This is a genomic window from Flavobacterium sp. FlaQc-57 (assembly GCF_044007395.1).
Lineage (GTDB): Bacteria > Bacteroidota > Bacteroidia > Flavobacteriales > Flavobacteriaceae > Flavobacterium.
The window spans coordinates 807,228-830,462 of record NZ_JBIPDA010000001.1 but is presented as its reverse complement, the minus strand read 5'-3'; the positions used below and the strand labels follow the sequence as shown (position 1 = coordinate 830,462).

The following is a 23,235-nucleotide window of genomic DNA, read 5'->3' as shown; positions in this document are numbered from 1 at the left end:
AAAAAGCGCTAAGAAACCCTTAGCGCTTTTTTTATATAACGAATTTTACAAAGCAATAATTTGCTTTTCTTTGTTCCATTGTACTTCTTCATTTTCAATAGTAACGATTATTTTGTCACCATCTACTATTTCGCCTGAAATTATTTTTTTAGCCAGAGGTCTTCTCAAATGGCTTCTAATAATACTTTTTATTGGCCTTGCTCCATATTTTGCGTTGTATCCGTTTTCTGCCAGATAAAGTTTAGCTTCCATTGGAATCTCGACCTCAATATTTAGATTCTTCAATAAATCCATAAACTCTTTTTTGAGATGGATCTCAAATATTTTCAAGGCATTTTCTTTGCTGATAGGCGCAAAAGGTACAATTTCAGTAAGTCGGCCAAGAAATTCAGGTCTGAAATAATTTGCCATAATTTCCATCAAAGAAGATGAATTTGGAATTTCTCCATTATTAAAGGTATTCACAATATGATCTGCTCCAATATTTGAAGTAAAAAGGATGATTGCATTAGAGAAATCACCTTCTTTTCCTAAACGATCATGCAGTTTTCCTTCATCCATAATTTGAAGAAAGACATCAAAAACAGAAGGATGTGCTTTTTCGATTTCATCAAATAAAACTATTGAATACGGTTTCTGTCTAATTTTATTAACGAGTAGGCCTCCAGCCTCATAACCAACATATCCTGGAGGCGCACCATAGAGTGGGAGTATTTGTGCGATAGCTTCATGAAACAGCTTAAAAATAGATCATCCAACGTATTCCCATATAGACTTTTTATAGAAGATTAATTTTTACAAACAAGTATGATTTTAAAATCAGGCTTTTTATTTAAACAAAGCATTCAAATTAGTCTCTTTTTTTTCTTTTAATTTTTTTACAATTTTAAGAAACGCAATGGCCGTTATATACGCATCGCCCAAAGCTGTGTGACGGTCTTTTTTAGAGATATCAAATTTATCGGCAAGGTCATCAAGCGTGTAGTGATCTTTTCGCTCAAACAAATGCGATTTAATTAATGTTTTTTTATATAAATGTGCAGTATCTAAAGTTTTATTGGTTAATTGAGGTAAACCATTTCTTTCTAATGCTTTATTAATCATTGTAACATCAAAAATAGTATGATGTGCAATGATTATTGAATCTCCAAGAAAAACTAAAAATTGCTGTAAAGCTTCTAATTCGGTTGGGCGTTTTAAAATAAAGTCTCTTAAAATTCCGTGAATCTGGGCCGTCGATTTATCGTAGTGATCTTGTTGTAAATATACTTCAAAACTGTTCTGAATTGAGATTGTACCATTTTGTAAAACAAGTGCACCGATGCATAAAATTCGGTCGTTTTCGTAATCAAAACCTGTAGTTTCAGTATCTACAACAACAAATCTAGTTTCTTCGATAGTAACATTTTCATCGAATATATTTTCTTCTTTCTTCCAAAAATTGAATAAACTCATGATTATACCAGATTTGAAATATTAAAACGTACCGAAATAAGTTCCTGAAGTTCTTTAATGGTTTTAAAAGTACGTTTCAGCTTAATTTTTTCCATTTTTGATAAAGTTTCCAGCGCAATAAATTGACCAGAATCGTTGTGTAAAAGTCCTTGTTTGGTTCTAAATTTTAATAAAGCTTTAAAGGAGTACGAACAAGACAAATACAACTCACGATTATTTGGTTCGAGTTCGGCTAGTTTCTCGAATCGTTCTGCAGTATTGCTTATTGATTTAACCGAATGAGATAAAATTAAAACCCGTGCAGCATCAGTCAAAGGCATTAAAGCTCTTCTTTTAATATCAAAATGGTCTTTGTTAGCTCCGTCTTGTTCCACTAAAAACTGTCTAAAAAATCCTGTTGGAGATGGACTTTGCAAAGCACCACTCACCAAATGAACATAAAAAACCGGATTTGCTTTTACATCTTCAAAAATAAAGTCTGAGAGTTCGTTCACAATTTCGGCATCGCCATATGTCAAACTATAATCAAAAAATATAAATGACAGCAAAACTTCATTTTTTCCGGGATTAGTAATCCAATAATGTACTTGTTTTTTCCATTCGTCAAGGCTCATGCACCATTTTGGGTTCGAAGCCATCATTTCGGCAGGACAATAATCATAGCCTATATCAAATAGACCTTTGTTGACAAGAGCAGCAAATTTTAAAAAGTATATTTTTGTTTCATCTCTAAATACCTCCGACACATTTTCATAAACAATAGCATTATCCTGATCTGTGTGCAGCATTTGTTCGCTTCGGCCTTGACTTCCTAAAGCCAGCCATGCAAATTTTACTGGCGGTGGACTGCTCATTTTTTTTAAAGACATTTCGATCACGCGTGTCGTACAAGCTTCGTTTAATTCGGTTATGATCTTAGAAATTAAAGTCATCGGAATATTTTGATCTAAATATCCTTGAAGCAATTGCATTATTCTAGCTCGAATGGGTTTGATTTCTTTAACCTTCTTAACCCTTTTTAGCGCTTTTATTAAAACAGCAGGATTATTTCCAAGAGCCACCATAACATCGTGTTTCGATAAAATCCCGACCGCTTTAGTATTGTTTGTACCATCTTTAGTAAGACATAAATGGCTGATATTACTTTTCATCATTGCCATTTGTGCCTCAGTAACGGTCATTTTTTTGGGATACGTAATAACAGGCTTCGTCATTATTGTTTCGGCAGTTGTCATAATTGAATAATCTCCGGTAACAATTTTATTGCGCAGATCTTTATCCGTCAGAATTCCAATTGGAAGCATTTCATCTACAATTAATATTGCTCCAACTTTATTCTGATTCATAATCTTAGCAGCATCCTTAACGGTTGTTGAAGGGCTGCAGGTGATGATTTTTTTTGAATATTTTATTGGAGCTAAATCAAATGAATCATGGTTGGAATGCAAATTTTCATGGAGCAAATCGTCACCATATAGTTTATCTTTATGAATATCTGAATAAGGATTTCGGGTATTAGAAGCGTAACTTTCTATTAAAAAATTACCAACGGTTCTATTTTCAAGAGCATAAGGTTTAAAAACGGCAATAGGAATGGCATATAATATGGTTTCTTCGATCGCTACAGCCTCCATAATATAATTTTCCTGTGCCAAAAGTGGACGAAGACCAAAAATATCACCTTCGTCACACATGTCTAAAACATTGTTTTTAGCACTTTTTTTAAGAGCAACTGCGCCTTTATGCACAACATAAAAGGAATCGTGTGTTTTTTCATTTTCAGCAAAAATCACGGCATCTTTATCTTTGTAAACAATAGAGATTTGTTCAGATAGTTTTTCCAGGTTAGTTTGGTGCAAAAAATTAAAAGGAGGGAAGTCCTTTAAAAAATCGGCAACTCTATGCGAAATGGTATTTTTCATGCTTAAGATTTAGGTTCTAATGTACTATTTAAAATAGAAATGTAAAAGAAACACCTTTGATATTTTTTGAAGAGGCTCAAAGTGATAAAGAGATATAGGGACAAAGGCTTTTTTACAGTTTGAGAATAAAATATTTGTGTTGTTTTACCTTGTTCACATTTCAAAAAAAAAGTTCCAAAAATGGAACTTTAAATGATGATTTAGGATTGTTTTTTCCGAATTCGCATATTGATAAATTCAACAGCAAGGGAAAAAGAAATAGCAAAATATAAATATCCTTTTGGTACTGCGCCAATATGCTCGCCTGCAAGTGCGGCACCTGATAAGTGCATGCTTTCTGTAATTAACATGAATCCGATCAATATTAAAAACGACAGGCCTAAAATTTGAATAGATGGATTTTTATTGACGAAATTTCCAACTGGAACTGCGAATAGCATCATCACTAAAACCGAAATTACAACAGCTGTAATCATAATAGTTAGAGCGCCATGTACTCCGTTAGTCATACCAACTGCGGTTAAAATAGAATCGACGGAAAAAATTAAATCGATCAGTAAAATTTGTACGATAACATTCGAAAATGATTGTTTTGCAGCCGACTTTATTGTTTTTTCTTCTTCACCTTTATGATCTACTTTTTCGCTGATTTCTTTAGTACTTTTATAGATTAAAAATAAACCTCCTAAAAATAGAATTAATGCCTGACCTGTAAAGTCGCCTTCAAACCAACCCCAGTGAATACTAAAGATTGTTGCTTTCATGGCGATTAAATAAGAAATTCCCATTAACAAAGCAATACGCATAAACATAGCCAGAAATAAACCAATTCGAGTAGCTCTTTTGCGCTCTTCTTCAGGTAATTTTCCTGTTACAATCGATATGAAAATGATATTGTCAATTCCTAAAACAATTTCAAGAAAAGTCAAAGTTAATAAAGCGATCCACGCATCCGGATTTAAAAATACTTCCATTCTAAAAAGAGTTTAGTTGTGTTAATTCGACTATTTATTCCACTTTTACAACCGTTCCTCGTTGCTTTTCTTCAGAACCTACCATTCCAAATTCAAACGTGTAAGAATCTTTAGAAGTGGTTAAAATTTTCATACTAATAGCCTTTTCTTCAGCCATATTTTTTGGATGTTTTTTCTCCAAAATATATTCACAATCGCTTACCCAACGTACTGTTGAGGTATCAGTTTTCCCTTCAAAAGTTTCAATTTCAATACCGTCTTTACGTTCAAAAACAGTTGTTTTTTTTACACCATTTACTTCAAACTCAAATTTGAATTTTCCGTTTTTAAAATCTTTACAATTGTGCTCTGCATTATAGCAAGAAACTAAGGCAAGAAATGGCAATAAGAATATAATTTTTTTCATGATTTAATTTAAGTTATTTTTTTAAGAGCTAATAGTGATCTCCATTTCTGTCTTTTATTTTTTATTTAAAAAAAACAAAAAAGATCTTTCCCAATATTAGGGAACTATCAGGATCAGAAAATAGAAATGGATCATTTCAATCTTTTCAACTCGTCATCGGTAAAGTTCTTAATTTCTTTTTCCTTAGCAAATTTTTCGGCATTATAATTCCCTGATTTATTTCTGGGAATCGATAAACTGTCCCAACTGCTGTTTTTTAATTGTTTGGCATAAAAAACAATTTGTCCAACATGATATGGATAATGCGCTAATTGTCGGTTTATAGCTTCGATAACGGTATGACCTTCATTACGAATATAAATAATAGTTGAAAGTTGTTCCGGTTTTAAGCTGTTCAAAGCATTTTCAAAACAATCCCAGCCTTTATTCCAAACAGAAAGAACCTCCTCTTTTGATTTTAAATCATTTTCGAATTCGGCATCACGATTTCGCCACTCTTTCTCTCCATCAGAAGTTAGGAAATCGGTCCATCTTGAGAGCATATTTCCTGAAATATGTTTGACTATTGTAGCAATGCTATTTGTGTCTTCGTTAATAGAAACAAAAAGCTGTTCAGGCTCTAATTGATTTATCGCTTTTTCGCCTAACATTTTATAATATAAAAATTGCTTTTTTACACTTTCTAAGTATGACTCATCTGCTTTCATAATTTGTATATTTTAGGATTGAAGTTCAATTTTATTTTCAGAAATCAATACTTTCCCCCAGTTATTAAGTTTCCAGAGTATTTCAACCAATTCTTTGCCTGTTTCTGTTAACGAGTATTCGACCCGCGGCGGAAGTTCGTTAAATGACTCTTTTATTAAAATACCATCCTGAACCATTTCATTCAGCTGTAAGTTTAAAACGCGTCTGTCTACTTTTGCAATGCCGCGCAAAAATTCGCTGGGTCTTTTTTTACCTTCATTAATTTGCCAGACAATAGGAATTTTCCATTTTCCGCTAATAGTGTTTACAGCAATTTCTAACGGACAAATTTTATTTTCTGTATTTCGTTCCTTTGTTTGCATAAAATTGATTTTTATATCCCTATGGGATAAAAATATGCGGTATTGCTCAGTTTATTGAGCTTTCCGATATTTACAAAAATAATCAAAATTTTATGCAGAATGAGTGATTTGATCTGTCAAATTGAATAATGCAGTTTTGAAATTTAAATTTATTTTCATGAAAGATATAAAGCGAAAAGGAGCAAGATCAACAAAAGACATTCCGGATTTTATTTTAAAACAACTTAATAATGGAGAAATTGAGACTGCTAATTTGGTCGAATGGTTGGCAGTCAACCAGATTGTTTTGCTTGAAAATATTTTAAAGCAACTTAATAGATTTAGATATTTTGAACCCGTTTTAATAGCGGTCAATAATTTAAAGAAACAAACAGTCAACACTATAAATGAGGTCATTGGAACTGAATTATTGAAGCAGTCGATCTTAAATGATGATACTGATTTGATAACCAATATTTCTACGCATGAATCTGATTTAGTGCGTTGTTGGGCAACTTATAGCATTGGTAGAAATGAAAAATTGAAGATCGAAGACATGTTGGAGCAAATTCAGTTTTTTGCTGCCGATACACATTTTGGCGTTAGAGAAATTTCGTGGCTGGCTGTTCGGCCTGCCATTATGAGAAATTTAAATCAAAGTCTTGAAATTTTATTAAAATGGACTTTTAACGACAATGAAAATATTAGGCGTTTTGCAACGGAATCGATCAGACCAAGAGGTGTTTGGTGTGAACATATTGCAGCGCTTAAACAAAAACCGGAATTAGGATTAAGTATTTTAAATTCGTTAAAAGCAGATCCCTCCAAATATGTTCAGGACAGTGTTGGAAATTGGCTTAATGACGCAAGCAAGACCAGACCTGACTTTGTAATAGATTTATGTAAAAGATGGAAAGTTGAAAGTTCCGTAAAAGAGACTACTTACATTATAAAAAAAGCTTTGCGAACAATTGAAAAGTAATTACTTATACGATCTTAATATCATATTTATCTAAAAGTCCTACGATTCCCTGAGTTGAAAATTGTGCTTTTCGCATTGGATTAAATTCAGGGTCAATTTTATAATTATAAGCTGTTCTAAAATCTACACTGGCCAATTGTGTATCATTAAAAATAGCACCTTCTAAGTTGCAATTATCAAATAAAGAACTTGTTAAATTGCATCCTATAAAAGTAACATCTCGCAAAGATGAATTAACGAACTTTGTTTTAGGCATTTTTTTGTTCGAAAATGCGGCATAATCTAAAGTGCTTTCTTCAAAATAAACCTGAAATAAAAAATCATCACATTCGTTAAAAGCAATTCCAAGAAGTTTACAGTTTTTAAAAGTTACATTTTTTAAACTCGTACCAGATAAACTTGTCATTGATAAATTACAGTCTATAAATTCGCAATCTAAAAAAGTATTGTAGGCGAAATTACTGTTCGAAAAATCACAGTTTTTAAAAACACAATCTTCAAACTCCCGATTGTTTATTTTTTTGTCAATGTAAACGACTTTTTCGAAGGTTTTTTGAATATGAATTAGACTTTCCATTATTGGATTTAGATATATAATGTGTTAAAATGTAATTTTTGAATAACTTGCCTGGTTTATTTAGACAATTAATTAGTCATTAAACAATCCTTTCATGATAACTTTCAAACCATAAAAAATTAAAAACATAGCGCTTAAACAAGCTACAATTCCGATTCCTAAAACCAAATAATGCCAGTTTGTATGCTGATTCATAAAGGCATTATAAATCAATGATGGACCAATAAATAATAAAGGCAATGAACCTGATAGATATTTAATGCCTTTTCCTAATAATTCTTTATTTGTTGCCATTTTTTTTTGTTTTGAAAGGTTTCACGTTTTTTTAGTTTCAGGTTTCAAACTTTGCGAGCACATCGTCTTTGTCAAAGATTGATAGGAAAACCTTATTTTATAAAATCCTTTTACTTATATAGTTGTCAACAGCGTTTCTCACACTGCCGTATTTTTTTAATAGCTCAGAAGCTTCTTCATATGAAACTGGAATTTCTCCCATAATCATTTTTACTCCGCGATCTACCAATTTTATATTACTTAGTTGCATATCGACCATTTTATTCCCCTTTACTTTTCCAAGTTGAATCATTGTGGCAGTCGAAATCATGTTTAAAACTAATTTTTGAGCAGTTCCGGCTTTCATTCTCGAGCTTCCAGTAACAAACTCAGGACCTACAACGACTTCAATAGGGAATTGAGCCGTAAGAGCAAGCGGACTTCCTTGATTACAAGTTATACAACCGGTGATGATATTTTTTTGATTACAAGTTTCCAGACCACCAATAACATAAGGAGTTGTTCCGGAAGCTGCAATACCTATTACTACATCATTTGCACCAATTTTATGGGCTTGTAAATCGATCCAGGCTTGAGTGGCATTATCCTCAGCATTTTCTACCGCGCGACGAATGGCTTTGTCTCCACCGGCGATAATCCCATTTACTAAGTCAAACGGAACGCCAAAAGTAGGGGGACATTCTGAGGCATCAACAATACCTAAGCGTCCTGATGTCCCGGCTCCGATATAGAATAATCGTCCGCCCAATTTTAATTTAGTTACCACTTGAGCAACCAAAGCTTCAATTTGAGGCAAAGCTCTTTCGACAGCATCAGGAACGGTTTTGTCTTCTTTATTGATGTTAATTAGCAATTCATGAACCGACATTTTTTCTAAATGCTCGTATTTTGAAGCTTCCTCAGTAATTTTCGTAAATGTCATTTTTATATGTTATTGGACGGGTCAAAATTAATCTTTTTTATTTCAATCGCGAAATTTAGAGCATAAAGTCACAATGATTTACGATCTTTTTTTTGTCTTATTTTTTTATTTATAAGGACAGCTTTTTTGAAGCAATGTTACATAAACTAAAATATTATATTTGTTACATATTTTAACTTTAAATGGATAAATTAAGCTTTTTGGATAGCATTGCTCATATTGCTGTTTTTGTTTCATTACTATTGGCATTATTTTTACTAACGGTAAAAACCGAAAATAAATTGGCAAACCGTCTGTTTGCTTGGTTTATTATTTTTTCAGCAATTGATTTTACGGGGCTCTTTACTTATTCATTTCCCCAGAAATATGCAGATTTAGAGCTTATAAGAAGTACCATATGTTTGCTGGAAATGCCTTTGATTTATCTTTACGTTTTAGCAGTTTGTTACAACAATTTTCGCTTAAAATGGAAACATTTAATATATACGCTTCCTTTTGTTGTTATGAATTTAGTTCTTGTACCAAGATTTTATTTGAAATCAGGTATAGAAAAAGAGCAATTCATTGCTAATTTTAGTCAAATGCCTGAGATTTACTTTTTTCAGATTTTAATCGAATTTCAATATTGGTTTTATATCATTAGTATTTTTTTGGTTTTGAAGAAGTATAGAAAAATCTATCTTGAAAATTATACCAATCCCAGTTCGTCTACTTACAAATGGCTTTTTCAGATGAATTGGGTCTTTGCGGTGATGCATTCTATTACGGCGTCTAAAAATTTATTGCGCTATACTTCTTCAAGAGAGATTTTTCTATGGGGAAATGTCTTTATGGTTTGCGCGGCCTTATTTGTGATCTGCTGGTTTGTAATGAAAGCATTAAAACACCCCGAGCTTTTTAGAGGAATTAATTCTAATATACAACTGGCAAAAGATTTTCTTCCGCAAGAAAGGGATGCTACAGACAAAATAATAAGCAATCAGGATGAAGTTACATCTTCTAAAATTTTGGCATTAAAAAAGTACATGACAGAGAAGGAGCCTTATCTTGATCCGTCCCTTACGATTCAGGAACTTTCGAACCAAATTGATATTCCGGTTCGGGATTTATCAGTTTTGATTAATCACCATATGGATCAGCACTTTTTTGATTTTGTAAATGAATATCGAATTCAAAAAGCAATGAATATTTTAAAAGATCAGTCTAAAAGTCAGCTTACCGTTTTAGAAATTTTGTATGAAGTTGGATTCAATTCAAAATCATCTTTTAATACTTCTTTTAAAAAATACACCAATCTTACTCCTACAGCTTATAGAAATGCTTCATAATGTAAGGCTTGATTTTCTTTTAAAGTTTTAGATTTAGATTAAAAAAAATTAGTTTTTTTAATTTAAACTCTTAATTTTTTTGTAATAATGCTACATCTTGTGAATAGTGTTAAAAGAAGTAAAATATTATATTTGCTTAAATAATTTAATTAGATAATGGATATAATAAGCATTTTAATTGGAATGTCCTGGATGTCAGCTTTTGTTGCTCTTTTACTTGCATTCTTTTTGCTGACCGTAAAAACAAACAATAAAGTTGCAAATAGACTATTTGCTGCCTATTTACTGCTTTTTGCAATTGACAATAGCGGTCTTTTTATTAGTGAGAGTTTCATTAAAGAACATCTAAATTTAGAATTTTTCAGATGGACTACCAGTGCCTTAATATTACCTGTTTTCTACTTGTATATAGTATCGGTTTGTTTTGCTGATTTCCGATTAAAACCCAAGTATTTACTTCATGCAATTCCGTTTATAGTTCAAAATCTTGTTTTTGCTAGGCTCTACTTTGTTATTGATGCAGAAAAAATGGATTTTTATAATCATCATAATCAAATGCCGGAATTTTATTCTTTGCTGACTATGGGAGCAATTCAAGTTGTGTTTTATAGTATCGCAGTATTTTTGGTTTTGAAAAAATATAGAGCCATATATCAGGAAAATTATGCTAATCCCAGAACTTCTCTTTCTAAATGGTTAATCCAGATATCTGTCGTGTTATTTACTTTGTATTATTTATCTATAGCCAAAAATAGTTTAAGATATGCTAATTATGAATTGCTATGGATTTGGGCAAATGTAATATTGCAATTTTCACTATTAGTGATAATCTGTTGGTTTGTATTAAAGGCTCTTAATTATCCTGAACTTTTTAGAGGTGTCGATTCAAAATTGCAATTGGCAAAAGATATTCTTCCTAAGAAAAATGAAAATAGTATAACAATAAAAGACAATCAAAATGATGTAATTACATCTCAAATTTCGACATTGAAATACTATATGAAAGAAAAAGAACCATTTCTTGATCCGTCGCTTACGATATTGGAACTTTCTAACCAGATTGAGATTCCGGTTCGGGATTTATCAGTTTTGATTAATCATCATATGGATCAGCATTTTTTTGATTTTGTAAATGAATATCGCATTGAAAAAGCCATGAGTATTTTAAAAAATCCTCTAAAAAGTGATTTAACTGTTTTAGAAATTTTATATGAAGTAGGTTTTAATTCAAAATCATCTTTTAATACTTCTTTTAAAAAGTATACTAATTTAACGCCCACAGCTTACAGAAACGCTTCATAATAAGCGATTTGTAAAAAGTCGTACTTCACGTCTAATAAAGTCGAACTGATTTCCTGAACAGAAATTGGTTCGACTTTTTTTTGTCGGTCGCGTATCGAAGATTTCTAAGGCAATTTTGCTTCAAATTAATCAAACAAGTTAAAATTAGAAATCATGAAAAAAGTAAACCTCCTTATCTTTTTATTATTGCCATTATTTTGTCTATCGCAATCAACAGTAAAATTAAAAGGAAAAATAGCCAGCGAAACAACTTCATTAGAATGGGCTGATATTTCAATCTCAAATTCCGAAGGAAAAATAATAGGCGGAACAACAAGTACGCAAGACGGTACTTTTGAAATCAATATTATAAAAGGTTCTTATAAAATCGAAGTAAGTCTTTTAGGATTTAAGGAGTACAAGAAAGATGTTACGATTGAAAAAGACACCGATTTAAGTACAATTACTTTAATAGAAAACGCAACAAACTTAGGCGAAGTGGTTATTCAATCCAGAAAAAATACAATTGAACAAAAAATTGATCGTTTGGTTTATAATCCTGAAAATAATGCGAACACGGTTGGAGGTGACGCTTTGAGTGCCATAAATACTGCACCGGGTGTCGTAGTAAAAAATAATGCGATCAATATTTTAGGAAAAGGAACTTCTCGTGTTATGATCGATGGAAGAATGGTTGAATTAACAGGCGAAGAACTGAATATTTTCTTGAAATCCATTTCAGCCAGCGATATTAAAAACATCGAAATCATTAGTAATCCCTCATCAAAATTTGAAGCTGAAGGAGATGGCGGACTGATTAATATTGTTATGAAAAAGGGTGCTCGAAATTCCTGGAAAAACACAACCACAGCCTCGTATGATCAAAATAAATATGGAATTTATGCTTTAAGAAATAATTTCTTTTACAATAAAAATAAGTTTAGGTTTTCAGCCAGTATTAATGGAAAAACGGGTTATAGAAATATTACGGAATCTCTTGATATGTATTTTATTGAAGGACCTTCGAAAATGAAGGCTATAACTAAATTAAATGAGCAAAACTTATCTGGAAAACTAGCTTTAGATTATGATTTTTCGGAAAAAACAACCATAGGTTTTCAATTTTTAAAAGACAAAAGTAATCCTGATTTTGACTCGGATATCAGAATAGATAAATATAATGCTCAAAATGATTTAGAAAGTTACATAATCAATGAGAGTTTTTTAGATAGAAAAACGGGTAACGAAACTTATAATTTACATTTGATTACGAAACTGGGGTCTCTAAATCGAAAGTTATCATTTGATGTCGATTACTTCAATTATGATTCAAAATTTGACAGAGATTTTATTGCGAAAAATTATTCATCAGATGGAACTTTTGTCGATGTAAACCAGTCAGGGCGAAATATATCGAATCAGGGAATTGATAATGTGAGTTTCAAGGCCGATATGGAACATCCGCTTGAAGCCCTAAACTTGTCATATGGAGCGAAAGCAAGTTTTACAACAAGCAATAGCGATGTGGTATTTTTTAATACAATTACCGGAACACCGGTTTTAGATACAAATCAAACCAATCAATTTAAATACAACGAAAATAATCAGGCGGTCTATATTAGTGCAGATAAAAAAATCAATGAAAAATGGAATTTTCAATTGGGATTGCGTTTAGAAAATACGCAGACAAATGGTTTCTCGGAAACTTTAAATCAGGAAACTATAAATAATTATTTAAAATTGTTTCCAACTTTTTATAGCTCTTATCAAAAAAACGAAAACAATAGTTTTAGTCTAAATTATGGAAGGAGAATCCGCAGACCAAGTTTTAGTTTGTTAAACCCGTTTCGAATTTATATTAGCAGTAATAGTTATTCAGAAGGGAACCCGTTCTTAAAACCATCGTTTAGTGATAATTTTGAATTTGCGCATTCGTATAAAAAAATATTAAAAACCAGTGTTTTCTTAAACTCAATTACAGACGGTTATGGTGTAATATTTACTGCAAATCCTGAAACATTGACACAAATTGTATCGAGAGAGAATTATTTTAAAGGTATTAATTATGGAATTGGAGAAACATACTCAGCTAATTTTGCAGATTGGTGGCAGAGCGAAAATTCATTGTATTTTTCCGGTTCAGATATAAAATTTATAAAAGATATCAATGCAACACCAGAAAACAGCCTTCAGGTTGATTTTTCTACAAATAATACATTTTCATTGGGTAAAGCAACTAAATTACAAGTAGATTTTAACTATACTTCACCTTATAAAAGCGGTTTGTATGATACAGGATATACGTCAAGTTTGAATATTGGTTTTAAACAAGATTTGTTCAACAAGGCAATGCAAATTTCGGTTTTAGTAAATGATATTTTTAATACTTCTTATTTAAAGAATGATGTCTCGATCGTAAATGGCGTGAAACAGGTTTATAACCAAAATGAAAGTAATAGATTTGCTCGCTTATCAGTGGTTTATAATTTTGGAAACAAAAAAATCAATGTGAATGAGCGCGCTTTTGGAAATCAGGATGAGAAAAAGAGAGCGAATTAATTAGATAATTAGATAATGTGTCAATTAGAAAACTATTTCATCATGTAATTGACACATTATCTAATTAACTTACTATAATAAAAATGCCAATAAAATACCGAGAACAATCATAGAAACTTTGGCAATATTGAATTTATGACCTTCACTGCTTTCAAAAATAATAGTTGATGAAATGTGGAATAAAATTCCAATTACGATTGCCGTTATTTCAGTGTAATAATCATTTAAAAAAGGCAAATATTCAGATGCAATTGTACCAAGCGGCGTCATAAGCGCGAAAGTAAGCATGAAAGCAAAAATGGCTTTTTTATCCAGACTTGCGTTAATGAAAAAAGTGGTTAGAATCACGGCAATTGGCAAGTGATGAATGGCGATTCCGAGTGCTAAATCATGATGATGACTTACAGGAAAACCTTCTAAAAAAGCATGAATACACAAACTTATAAAAAGTAACCACGGAATTTGATACATTTTTGCATGTCCGTGAACGTGTCCGTGTTCAGCTCCTTTTGAGAAAAACTCTAATATGATCTGGAACAAGATTCCAACCATAATAAACAGGCCAATATTGTGATTGTGAGACTCGTAAACTTCTGGCAGAAGATGCATTACAGTCAACGATAATAAAAATGAACCGCTAAAAGCTAATAATAGTTTTAGATTGGTTTTGTTTTTTGGTTTTAAAAACAAAGCCACGCCATAGCCTAAAAGTACAGAGAATAAGGGTAATAGATAATTCATTTCTTATTGTTTAATCGTTTTTTATGGTTTAACCGTTTTTTGTTTAATCATTTTAAAGGTCGTTTACAGAAATACTCAGGTAAACGATTAAACGATTTAACAATTGAACAGTTATTTAAAAATCATGATTAATCGTTCGCTTTCGGTTTTGTGAAATTTTTTGAGTTTATAATCTCCAAAAATATCTAACAGAAAAATTCCGGCCTCGGCCATTAATTCTTCAAAATCTTTTAAAGTTAAAGCTTTTACTTTTTCGGTAAAATGAAATTTTCTGCCTTGATCTTCAAAATCTATTTCTTTAAAAATATGTCCATCTTCAACATATCTTTTGATTTTAAAATCGATTCCGTCAACGGTTTTTATTTCTTCGGGAACCAAAGTTTCAATTACCTGATTTACATTCATAAAATCAATAACGGCAAAACCATATTCAGATAAACTTTCTTTTATAGCTTTAAGAGTTGTTAAATTATCATCGTCACTTTCAAAATATCCAAAACTGGTAAATAAATTAAAAATAGCGTCAAATTTCTCTTCAAAAGGTTCACGCATATCGTGCACTTTAAAATGCAGGGTTTCGTTACTGTTTTTGCTGGCTTCGGCAATACTGTTTTCAGACAAATCTGCGCCTAAAACATTAAATCCTAATTGATTCAAATAAATAGAGTGACGGCCTTTTCCGCATGCAAGATCAAGAACCTTTGCTTTTTCAGGCAAATTAAGATAATGCGTAAGATTATCCATGAAAATCTGAGCTTCGCGATAATTTCGGTCTTTATAAAGAATGTGGTAATAAGGAGTGTCAAACCACGACGTAAACCAATTTTCGGTGTTACGTTCCTGATTTGGTGTTGATGAGTTTGCTGCGTCAGACATTTATTCTATTTCAATTAATTCAAAGTACCGCAAATTTAGTGTATTTTTGCCGAAAAATAACTATTTCGTGATGATACCTAAATAGATGTTCACCAATACATCTTTGTGGAAGGCCTTTTTTAATTCAAAAAAAGATGAAAGAAAATATATGTGAATATGTGTATGTCAATTTAGATGGTACAATTCGAGAATTAACAAAAGATGAAGTTGAATATTTAAGTGAAAAATTTCATCCTAATGATGGTGATCGACCATATATTAAAAGTAGTTATAAACAATTAACACCAGATAATAAGATTTGGGGATTTTTAAAAAGAAGTAAGATTCCAGAAGGTTTTGATTTAGTGAACTAAAAAAGTTTCACATGACTTTATTGTATTGTGATTAATAATAAAAAATTTATTACAGATTTGTTTTTGTTTCAAAATCTGTTTTAATTCAAATAAAAAGATGGAAGAAAATTTTAGAATGATTGCCAAATGTTTTTTTGGTTTCGAAGAAATATTAGAAAAAGAATTGAGAGATCTTGGTGCTCAGGATGTCGAAAAAGGAGTGAGAATGGTAAGTTTTAAAGGCGATAAAGGTTTTATGTATAAAGCCAATTTATCGTTGCGTACCGCGCTTAAAGTTTTAAAACCAATTTACTCGTTTAGAGCAAACAACGAGCAGGCATTATATAAAGGAATTTCAGGCGTAAACTGGTCTAAGTTGCTAAATGCTAATCAGACTTTTGTAATTGATGCAACGGTTCACTCAACTTATTTTAATCACTCAGAGTTTGTTTCTCAAAAGTGTAAAGATGCAATTGTAGATCAGTTTAGAGAAAGAACAGGTCAACGCCCAAGTATTGACAAGGCTTTTCCAGATTTACGAATCAACATTCATATCGACAAAGATCAGGTTTCAGTTGCTTTAGACACATCTGGAAATTCGCTGCACCAACGTGGTTATAGAACCGCTACAAATATTGCGCCTATCAATGAGGTTTTGGCAGCAGGAGTTCTATTATTATCAGGTTGGGAAGGACAATGTCACTTTTTGGACCCAATGTGTGGTTCAGGAACTTTCTTGGCAGAAGCAGCTATGATTGCTTGTAATATTCCAGCAAACATTAATCGTAAAGAATTTGCTTTCGAAAAATGGAAAGATTGGGATAATGATTTATTCGAGCAAATTGTAAACAGTTTGATGAAAAAAACAAAGGAATTTCATTATACTATAAAAGGTTTTGATAAAGCGCCAAGTGCTGTAAATAAAGCCAAAGACAATATTAAAAATGCCAATTTAGAAGATTATATTACCATTCAGGAAGAAAACTTTTTTGATACTGAAAAAGCGGTTGAAGGAAAACTGCATATGGTATTTAATCCGCCTTATGATGAACGTTTGGATATTCATATGGAAGAATTCTATAAAAACATTGGCGATACTTTAAAGAAAAGCTATCCGGGAACAAACGCTTGGTTTATTACCGCAAATCTTGAAGCCTTGAAATTTGTTGGATTAAAACCTTCACGCAAAATCAAACTTTTCAATGCAAGTCTTGAAGCTCGTTTGGTAAAATACGAAATGTACGAAGGAAGTAAGAGAACGAAGTTTCAGGTTTCTGAATAAGGTTCTAAGGCGCTAAGTTTCTAAGTTACTAAGGTTTTTGCTTAGTAACTTAATAATTATAAAAATAAATTTTAGGTTCGAGAATTTTGTTCTAAAAGTAAAACCTTAGAGTCTTAGCATCTCAGAACCTTAGCAACTCTAAAAAAATGACAAAACTACAAGTAAGAGCTTTTTTATACCAATTAGGATGTTTCGCAATTTTGTTTATTGCCGGAAGATATTTAGTTGCCGTTTACACAGGATTAACAGGACTTTGGATTCCCGTAACTGCTTTTATAGCGGCAACGTTGATTTCTCCTAAATTTCAGGCGGTAAAAACTAAAGACGGAGAAAAACTTTTTATGAAATGGATTTTTCTAAAAGGGATTAAAGAAATTGGATAAATAATTTTGGTTTTTATATGAAGATAATTGGACTTATAGGAGGAATTAGCTGGGTTTCTACAGCAGATTATTACAAACTTATAAATCAGGGAATAAATGACCGGCTGGGAGATCTTAATTTCTCAGAGTGTTTGATTTATTCTTTTAATTATGCTGATATAAAAAGAAATAACGAAAACAACGATTGGGATTCAACTTTTAAAATGCTTTTTAAAGCTTGCGAATATTTAAAATCGGGTGGAGCTGAAGCGATTGTTTTATGTGCGAATACGATGCATTTTATTGCTGAAAGACTTGAAAAAGCAGTTGGTTTACCTATTATTCATATTGCAACGGCTACAGCTGTTGAAATTCAGAAACAAGAAATTAAAAAAGTAGGTTTATTGGGAACGAAGTTTACAATGGAACTTGATTTTTTTAAAGATAAACTTACTGAGAAAGGAATTGAAGCAATTATTCCACAAAGTCAAGAAGACAAAGATTTTATTCACACCACAATTTTTGAAGAATTAGGAAAAGGTCTTGTAACCAAGGCTACTAAGGAACGTTATTTAGCAATCGCAAATCAATTAATAAAAGAGGGAGCTGAAGGAATTATTTTAGGTTGTACCGAAATTCCTTTAGTGATAAAACCGGAAGATCTTTTGGTTCCTGTTTTTGATACTACATTAATTCATTCAAATGCAGCGATTGAATTTCAATTGTCTTAGAGAATGTTGTAAAAGAGAAAGCCACGAATTCATTTTTTAATGATGAATTCGTGGCTTTTTTATTTGAAAAAGATATTATTTTTTCGGAGTAGGTTTTACGATTTCCGGAATAATAGTTTTCTTCTTATATATCGGAATAAAGTATGAAACTGTGTAGTTAAATCCTATACCAAAACTACCATCATATGTTCTGTTAAAACCTGGAATGTAAAGGTTATCAAAACCACTAGGTTTTGCATTTGCGACCAGCATTTTTAGTTGAACACCAAAACCAACAAATACATTATTAAAAACTTTGGCTTTTACACCCATAACAACTTCGATCCATCCAGCTGTAAGACCATTGAATTTTTCACCTGAAACAACAGGTGGCTGTTCTCCCCAATACGGATTTGGATTGTAAATTTTGTACGTATTTAATTGTTGACTAAAAGTACTAAAACCACCTCGCATTCCAATTGTAATTAAGTTCTCCATATCAAGCCAGTTTTGATACATGTTGTAATCAAAACCACCTTTAATATAAGTTCCCGTTGCAGTCGAATTTAATCTGTCATCGTCTGTAGTTTTGTCTTCAAAACCAAGTTCAGCCGCCAAATAGTATTTTTTTGTTAAGCGAAAATCTGCTGTAACCTCAATACCTTTATAATCTTTGTCGTATAAACCACGAGTTAATTTGTATAAATCAACTCCAACACGAAGACCGTAACGATCAGTTTTGATACTGTCGGGTTTTGCTTCCTGAATTTCCGGTTTAGCAGTTTGAGTCTTGGGCTTCTTTTGTGTAGTTTCTTTTGTTATTGTTGTCGTCGATGTTTCCTGAGCCTGACTCAAAAACATTGAAAACAATAAGCAAAGACTAAAAGTAAACTTTAATATGTATTTCATTTTCATTATCAATGTTATATTTTTGAACGATAACTCTTTGCATCCATAAACCATCACCAGCCGGATCTGTTTGCTCAAAAGGAGCTGATATTGGCGGAATAGTCGAAGACGGGTTTAAAGTGAAAATAGTTTTAAAACCGCAAGCTCTTGATACGTACACATTCTGAGGTGTATAATTGAATTTTATAACGTCAGTATTTACAGCAGCCGGATTGGGATTTCCTGAATCATAAATAAAGCTATATGTAGTGCTTTTTTCAGTCGTTTTTAAGGGAATCGAAATTTTGTTACCACTTGTTAAGTATTTTGTAGTTTCATTTCCGGCCTCATTAAAAATAATTCCTTGAGCTGCACCTTCACCAATTACTTTTAAATTGACTACATTTTTAGGTACCAGTGGAGTAGTAATTTCATAAAATGCAATTACTAAACGTGGAGTTGTAGGTGTATTTGCGTCGCAAATATCATCTTTCTCGCAGCTTGATAGACCAAAAGTAAAGACCAATAAAAGAGCTATTATTTTTTTCATTAATTTGTTATCTAAGTTCTAAAAGTACAACATTTTCGACATGATGCGTTTGCGGAAACATATCTACTGGTCTAACGCGTGTTACTTTGTATTTTTCGTCCATTAAAGCTAAATCACGGGCTTGTGTTGCCGAATTACAACTTACGTAAACTACTTTTTTAGGTGCAATTTTAAGTATTTGATCAATAACAGCTGCATGCATTCCGTCTCTTGGCGGGTCAGTAATGATTACGTCCGGTTTTCCGTGCTGTGCAATGAAACTTTCGTTAAATACAACTTTCATATCACCTACAAAAAACTCACAATTCGTAATATTATTGCGTTCAGCATTTGCTTTTGCATCTAAGATAGCTTCAGGAACGCTTTCAACTCCAATTACTTTTTTTGCTTTTTTAGAAACGAATTGAGCAATAGTTCCTGTTCCTGTATATAAATCATAAACAGTTTCATCTCCAGTAAGTCCTGCAAAATCACGTGTTATTTTGTATAATTCATATGCCTGATCAGAATTGGTTTGGTAAAAAGATTTAGCATTGATGCTGAACTTTAAACCTTCCATTTCTTCCAGAATATAATCTCTACCTTTATATAGTTTGATATCCTGATCGTAAATTGTATCGTTTTGTTTTGAGTTTACAACATATTGTAATGAAGTAATCTGAGGAAATTTCTCGTAAAGATGATCTAAAATTAGTTCACGATTTTTCTTGTCATTTTCATAGAACTGAATCAAAACCATGATTTCTCCGGTAGAAGCCGTACGAATCATAAAGGTTCTCAATAAACCAGATTGTTCTCTTGGATTGAAGAATGCTAAATTATGTTCGTTTGCAAAATCTCTAATTTCATTTCTTATTGCATTTGAAGGATCTTCTTGTAAATAACATTTTTGAATGTCAAGAATTTTATCCCACATTTTAGGAATATGAAATCCTAACGCATTTCTGTTACCTAAATCTTCAGTACTTTCAATTTCTTTTTCAGTTAACCAACGACTGTTAGAAAATGAAAATTCCATTTTGTTTCTATAGAAAAACTGTTTCTCTGAACCCAAAATAGTTTCGAATTCAGGAAGCTCAACTTTTCCTATACGCTGCAAATGATTTTTTACTTCGTTTTGTTTGTAATACAGTTGTTGACTGTATTTCATATTTTGCCATTTACATCCACCACAAACTCCAAAATGATCGCAAATTGGCTCAATGCGATGTTCTGATAATTCATGAAATTTAACGGCTTTGCCTTCATAATAGGCTTTTCTTTTCTTAAAAGTTTGTACGTCTACCACATCGCCAGGAACGACATTCGGAATAAAGATTACTTTTCCGTCTGGAGCCTTTGCTACTGATACTCCTTTTGCGCCAGCATCAAGAACTTGAATCTGGTGAAAGACAACTTTGTCTGTATTTTTTCTTCCCATAGCGCAAAAATAAGGGTTTATAAATTTAATTTTTAAAATATTTTATCAAATTCTTTAATTTAATAGTTTAATTGAGTTTAAAAGTTAACTTTGTTTTTATCAATAGTCCCTAAAAGCTATATTTTTAACCTATCGTATTGTTATTTTTTATGAAGTTGTATCATAATCTTTCACAAATTAGCTTTTTGAAAAAAAGTTATGCCTTCAAGTTTTTGTTTGTTGCTTTTATAGGTATACACATCCCCTTGATTGGAATTTTGTTTTTTGTACTTTATTACAATCATAGTGTTTCGCCTACTTCAATTTTGGTTTTCTCTTTGATAATGACTTTGTTGGCAACCCTTATAACGCTTTTAGTTTTAAACCAACTGATAAAACCGATTTCCATTGCTTCAAAGGCATTAGACGATTATAGAAATAATAGAAGATTATCAATTTTGCCTACAGAGTATAGTGATGAGGCGGGTTTATTATTGTGTAATATTCAGGAATCTATTTATGAAGCCGAGAGTTTTATAAATGAGAAGCAAGATTTGATTTATATGCTTTCTCACGATCTGAAAAATTTCGCTGGAAATCCTCAAGGCTTGGCAAAACTAATTATAAGCGAAAACCCTTCGGATTCAGTTCGTCAATTGGCTGAGCTAATTTGCGAATCGACTAATTTGCAATTTCGATATATTGAAAATTTCATTAAGTTATTGCAAGAACAAGACAGAGTTGTAAAAGGAAATCAGGAATTGAGAACAATATCTTTTCCGGGTATTTTACCTTTTATAAATGAGCAGGTTGAACAGCGTTTGGTAGATAAAAATATAAAACTGAGTTTAAGTTTAGAATTATCTGAAGCAAAACTTAAAATTGATGAAGGCTTGTTGGTGCAGGTTTTAGTAAATTTGATTAGCAATGCTGTTAAATTCTCTTATTTTGATAGTGAAATTAAAGTTAGGATTTACAGTGATAATTCAAAAGTAATAATGACAGTTGTTGATAACGGAATTGGTTTCGATAAAGATCAGATTGATGAATTGTTTAAAAAATTTACAAAAATGAGCCGATTAGGAACTGCTAACGAATCTTCGACGGGAATTGGTTTGTATTTGTGTAAAAAAATCATCGAAAAAAATAACGGCAAACTTTCTGCGACCAGCGACGGAAAAAATAAAGGAGCTGAGTTTAGAATTGAGTTTGAATCTTAGTTTTTTTAAGCTTCTAAGATATTTTCTTAATCAAACTTTAGAAAAACTTAGAACCTCAGAATCTTAGTGCCTCAGTACCTTTTTAATTACCATAAATGATGTACAGAAGGTTTTATGTATTCTTCGTAAATAGCATTCATTGCAGAGATTTTGTCAGGAGTTAATTTTGGTAAATCATAAACCGACAAATTAGACAAAACATGATTTTTTGTTGAAGCTCCCGGAATAATGCAGCTAATATCCTCAAAACTCAAAATCCATTGTAAAGCAATTGGGGCAAGATTGGTTGTTTCAGGAAATAAAGCTTTTAATTTTTCAACCGCTTTTAATCCTAATTCATAATCAATGCCGGAAAAAGTTTCGCCTTTGTCGAATGCATCTCCGTTTCGGTTAAAATTACGATGATCTTGTGCGTCAAAAGTAGTTTTTGCATCAAATTTACCCGTTAAAAGTCCGCTGGCTAAAGGAACTCTGGCAATGATTCCGATATCTTTTTTTCTGGCTTCAGAGAAAAACAATTGAGAAGGACGCTGACGAAACAAATTAAAAATAATCTGAACGGTAGCTACATTCGGATATTCGATTGCTTTCAGCGCTTCTTCGACTTTTTCTACGCTTACACCAAGATTTAAAATTTTGCCTTGTTCTTTTAAACGATCAAACATTTCGAAAATTTCCGGGCGGTAAAAAACTTCAGTAGGAGGACAGTGCAACTGAACTAAATCCAGTGTTTCTAATCCTGTTCTTTTTAAGCTGTCTTCAATATATTTCTGTAACACTTTAGGTTGATATCCTTCACTCACATGCGGATTAATATGGCGCCCACATTTTGTAGCCACATAAATACGCTCAGATCGCGATCGAACTACACGTCCAACAGCAGTTTCGCTTAAACCATTTTCGTAAACATCAGCAGTATCAATAAAATTTACGCCATTGTCAATTGCAGTATTCAAAAGTTCGTCTGCAGTTTTATTGTCAAAAGCAGATCCCCATTTTCCTCCAACTTGCCAGGTACCAAGTGAGATTTCAGATATATTAAAGTTTGTTTTTCCTAGTTTTCTGTAAAGCATGATTTTTAAGGTTCAAAGGTTCAGAGTTGCAAAGATGCAAAGGTTTTTTTGTA

At 31.9% G+C, this 23,235-nt stretch carries 24 protein-coding genes and 1 pseudogene; 9 read left to right on the top strand and 16 right to left on the bottom strand.

Annotated features, from left to right (window positions below):
- Positions 1–45 precede the first annotated feature (45 nt).
- The 7 genes and pseudogenes from ACHRVZ_RS03545 to ACHRVZ_RS03515 all read right to left on the bottom strand — a co-directional run.
- Positions 46–750 (bottom strand): annotated as a pseudogene (locus tag ACHRVZ_RS03545) (AAA family ATPase); the annotation flags it as partial.
- A 78-nt stretch (positions 751–828) separates the two neighbouring features.
- The gene (locus tag ACHRVZ_RS03540) at positions 829–1,455 is read right to left on the bottom strand and encodes a PolC-type DNA polymerase III (RefSeq protein ID WP_395420799.1); all 627 of its coding nucleotides are present in this window, start codon (positions 1,453–1,455) and stop codon (positions 829–831) included.
- Between the two features lie 2 nt (positions 1,456–1,457).
- Positions 1,458–3,377, bottom strand: coding sequence for a DUF294 nucleotidyltransferase-like domain-containing protein (locus ACHRVZ_RS03535; protein ID WP_395420798.1), 1,920 nt, complete (start codon positions 3,375–3,377; stop codon positions 1,458–1,460).
- A 200-nt stretch (positions 3,378–3,577) separates the two neighbouring features.
- A complete protein-coding gene (locus tag ACHRVZ_RS03530) occupies positions 3,578–4,351 on the bottom strand; it encodes a TerC family protein (RefSeq protein WP_395420797.1) in 774 nt (257 codons plus the stop codon).
- A 34-nt stretch (positions 4,352–4,385) separates the two neighbouring features.
- Positions 4,386–4,757 (bottom strand): DNA topoisomerase IV, encoded by a 372-nt coding sequence (locus tag ACHRVZ_RS03525; protein ID WP_395420796.1) that lies wholly within the window; start codon positions 4,755–4,757, stop codon positions 4,386–4,388.
- 131 nt (positions 4,758–4,888) lie between these two features.
- On the bottom strand, positions 4,889–5,464 hold the full coding sequence (locus ACHRVZ_RS03520; protein WP_395420795.1) for a DUF1572 family protein: 576 nt from the start codon (positions 5,462–5,464) through the stop codon (positions 4,889–4,891).
- A 12-nt stretch (positions 5,465–5,476) separates the two neighbouring features.
- Positions 5,477–5,827 carry a winged helix-turn-helix transcriptional regulator gene (locus tag ACHRVZ_RS03515; RefSeq protein ID WP_395420794.1) on the bottom strand — a complete coding sequence of 117 codons (351 nt, stop codon included), beginning with the start codon at positions 5,825–5,827 and terminating at the stop codon, positions 5,477–5,479.
- A gap of 157 nt (positions 5,828–5,984) precedes the next feature.
- Here ACHRVZ_RS03515 and ACHRVZ_RS03510 point away from each other — a divergent pair, with 157 nt between their 5' ends.
- Positions 5,985–6,788 (top strand): DNA alkylation repair protein, encoded by an 804-nt coding sequence (locus ACHRVZ_RS03510; protein WP_395420793.1) that lies wholly within the window; start codon positions 5,985–5,987, stop codon positions 6,786–6,788.
- 4 nt (positions 6,789–6,792) lie between these two features.
- On the opposite strand, the gene ACHRVZ_RS03505 is transcribed toward ACHRVZ_RS03510, so the two are convergent.
- The 3 genes from ACHRVZ_RS03505 to murQ all read right to left on the bottom strand — a co-directional run bounded on the left by ACHRVZ_RS03505 (position 6,793) and on the right by murQ (position 8,581).
- Entirely contained in the window at positions 6,793–7,365 is a 573-nt protein-coding gene (locus ACHRVZ_RS03505; RefSeq protein WP_395420792.1) for a pentapeptide repeat-containing protein, read from the bottom strand.
- A gap of 72 nt (positions 7,366–7,437) precedes the next feature.
- Positions 7,438–7,659, bottom strand: a complete 222-nt coding sequence (locus ACHRVZ_RS03500; RefSeq protein ID WP_264529601.1) for a DUF6095 family protein — start codon at positions 7,657–7,659, stop codon at positions 7,438–7,440.
- Between the two features lie 97 nt (positions 7,660–7,756).
- Positions 7,757–8,581, bottom strand: a complete 825-nt coding sequence (gene murQ, locus ACHRVZ_RS03495) for an N-acetylmuramic acid 6-phosphate etherase (RefSeq protein WP_395420791.1) — start codon at positions 8,579–8,581, stop codon at positions 7,757–7,759.
- A 182-nt stretch (positions 8,582–8,763) separates the two neighbouring features.
- Here murQ and ACHRVZ_RS03490 point away from each other — a divergent pair, with 182 nt between their 5' ends.
- The 3 genes from ACHRVZ_RS03490 to ACHRVZ_RS03480 all read left to right on the top strand — a co-directional run bounded on the left by ACHRVZ_RS03490 (position 8,764) and on the right by ACHRVZ_RS03480 (position 13,749).
- Positions 8,764–9,909, top strand: a complete 1,146-nt coding sequence (locus tag ACHRVZ_RS03490) for a helix-turn-helix domain-containing protein (protein WP_395420790.1) — start codon at positions 8,764–8,766, stop codon at positions 9,907–9,909.
- 156 nt (positions 9,910–10,065) lie between these two features.
- Positions 10,066–11,211 carry a helix-turn-helix domain-containing protein gene (locus ACHRVZ_RS03485; RefSeq protein ID WP_395420789.1) on the top strand — a complete coding sequence of 382 codons (1,146 nt, stop codon included), beginning with the start codon at positions 10,066–10,068 and terminating at the stop codon, positions 11,209–11,211.
- A gap of 153 nt (positions 11,212–11,364) precedes the next feature.
- Positions 11,365–13,749 (top strand): TonB-dependent receptor domain-containing protein, encoded by a 2,385-nt coding sequence (locus tag ACHRVZ_RS03480; RefSeq protein ID WP_395420788.1) that lies wholly within the window; start codon positions 11,365–11,367, stop codon positions 13,747–13,749.
- 72 nt (positions 13,750–13,821) lie between these two features.
- Here the strand turns inward: ACHRVZ_RS03480 and ACHRVZ_RS03475 are convergent, their stop codons facing one another.
- The gene (locus ACHRVZ_RS03475) at positions 13,822–14,490 is read right to left on the bottom strand and encodes a ZIP family metal transporter (RefSeq protein ID WP_395420787.1); all 669 of its coding nucleotides are present in this window, start codon (positions 14,488–14,490) and stop codon (positions 13,822–13,824) included.
- Positions 14,491–14,601: 111 nt separating this feature from the next.
- Positions 14,602–15,366 (bottom strand): class I SAM-dependent methyltransferase, encoded by a 765-nt coding sequence (locus ACHRVZ_RS03470; protein ID WP_395420786.1) that lies wholly within the window; start codon positions 15,364–15,366, stop codon positions 14,602–14,604.
- Positions 15,367–15,500: 134 nt separating this feature from the next.
- On the opposite strand from ACHRVZ_RS03470, the gene ACHRVZ_RS03465 reads away from it, so the two are divergent.
- The 4 genes from ACHRVZ_RS03465 (at position 15,501) to ACHRVZ_RS03450 (ending at position 18,073) form a co-directional block, all read left to right on the top strand.
- Positions 15,501–15,719, top strand: a complete 219-nt coding sequence (locus tag ACHRVZ_RS03465; protein ID WP_395420785.1) for a hypothetical protein — start codon at positions 15,501–15,503, stop codon at positions 15,717–15,719.
- A gap of 97 nt (positions 15,720–15,816) precedes the next feature.
- Positions 15,817–16,980, top strand: coding sequence for a class I SAM-dependent RNA methyltransferase (locus ACHRVZ_RS03460; RefSeq protein ID WP_395420784.1), 1,164 nt, complete (start codon positions 15,817–15,819; stop codon positions 16,978–16,980).
- Between the two features lie 146 nt (positions 16,981–17,126).
- Positions 17,127–17,363 carry a hypothetical protein gene (locus tag ACHRVZ_RS03455; protein ID WP_395420783.1) on the top strand — a complete coding sequence of 79 codons (237 nt, stop codon included), beginning with the start codon at positions 17,127–17,129 and terminating at the stop codon, positions 17,361–17,363.
- 17 nt (positions 17,364–17,380) lie between these two features.
- Positions 17,381–18,073: an aspartate/glutamate racemase family protein gene (locus tag ACHRVZ_RS03450; protein ID WP_395420782.1), complete on the top strand. Its 693-nt coding sequence runs from the start codon at positions 17,381–17,383 to the stop codon at positions 18,071–18,073.
- Positions 18,074–18,148: 75 nt separating this feature from the next.
- On the opposite strand, the gene ACHRVZ_RS03445 is transcribed toward ACHRVZ_RS03450, so the two are convergent.
- The 3 genes from ACHRVZ_RS03445 to rlmD are packed head-to-tail and all read right to left on the bottom strand — an operon-like array spanning position 18,149 to position 20,910.
- Complete coding sequence (locus ACHRVZ_RS03445) at positions 18,149–18,961, bottom strand: DUF6048 family protein (protein ID WP_395420781.1); 813 nt, start codon at positions 18,959–18,961, stop codon at positions 18,149–18,151.
- Complete coding sequence (locus ACHRVZ_RS03440) at positions 18,933–19,490, bottom strand: DUF6452 family protein (protein ID WP_395420780.1); 558 nt, start codon at positions 19,488–19,490, stop codon at positions 18,933–18,935. The genes ACHRVZ_RS03445 and ACHRVZ_RS03440 overlap by 29 nt, the downstream gene beginning before the upstream one ends.
- 7 nt (positions 19,491–19,497) lie before the next feature.
- Positions 19,498–20,910 carry a 23S rRNA (uracil(1939)-C(5))-methyltransferase RlmD gene (gene rlmD, locus ACHRVZ_RS03435; protein ID WP_395420779.1) on the bottom strand — a complete coding sequence of 471 codons (1,413 nt, stop codon included), beginning with the start codon at positions 20,908–20,910 and terminating at the stop codon, positions 19,498–19,500.
- Between the two features lie 185 nt (positions 20,911–21,095).
- On the opposite strand from rlmD, the gene ACHRVZ_RS03430 reads away from it, so the two are divergent.
- Positions 21,096–22,109, top strand: a complete 1,014-nt coding sequence (locus ACHRVZ_RS03430; protein WP_395420778.1) for a sensor histidine kinase — start codon at positions 21,096–21,098, stop codon at positions 22,107–22,109.
- A gap of 86 nt (positions 22,110–22,195) precedes the next feature.
- Here ACHRVZ_RS03430 and ACHRVZ_RS03425 read toward each other — a convergent pair whose 3' ends face one another.
- Positions 22,196–23,182 (bottom strand): aldo/keto reductase, encoded by a 987-nt coding sequence (locus tag ACHRVZ_RS03425; RefSeq protein ID WP_395420777.1) that lies wholly within the window; start codon positions 23,180–23,182, stop codon positions 22,196–22,198.
- Positions 23,183–23,235: the final 53 nt, after the last annotated feature.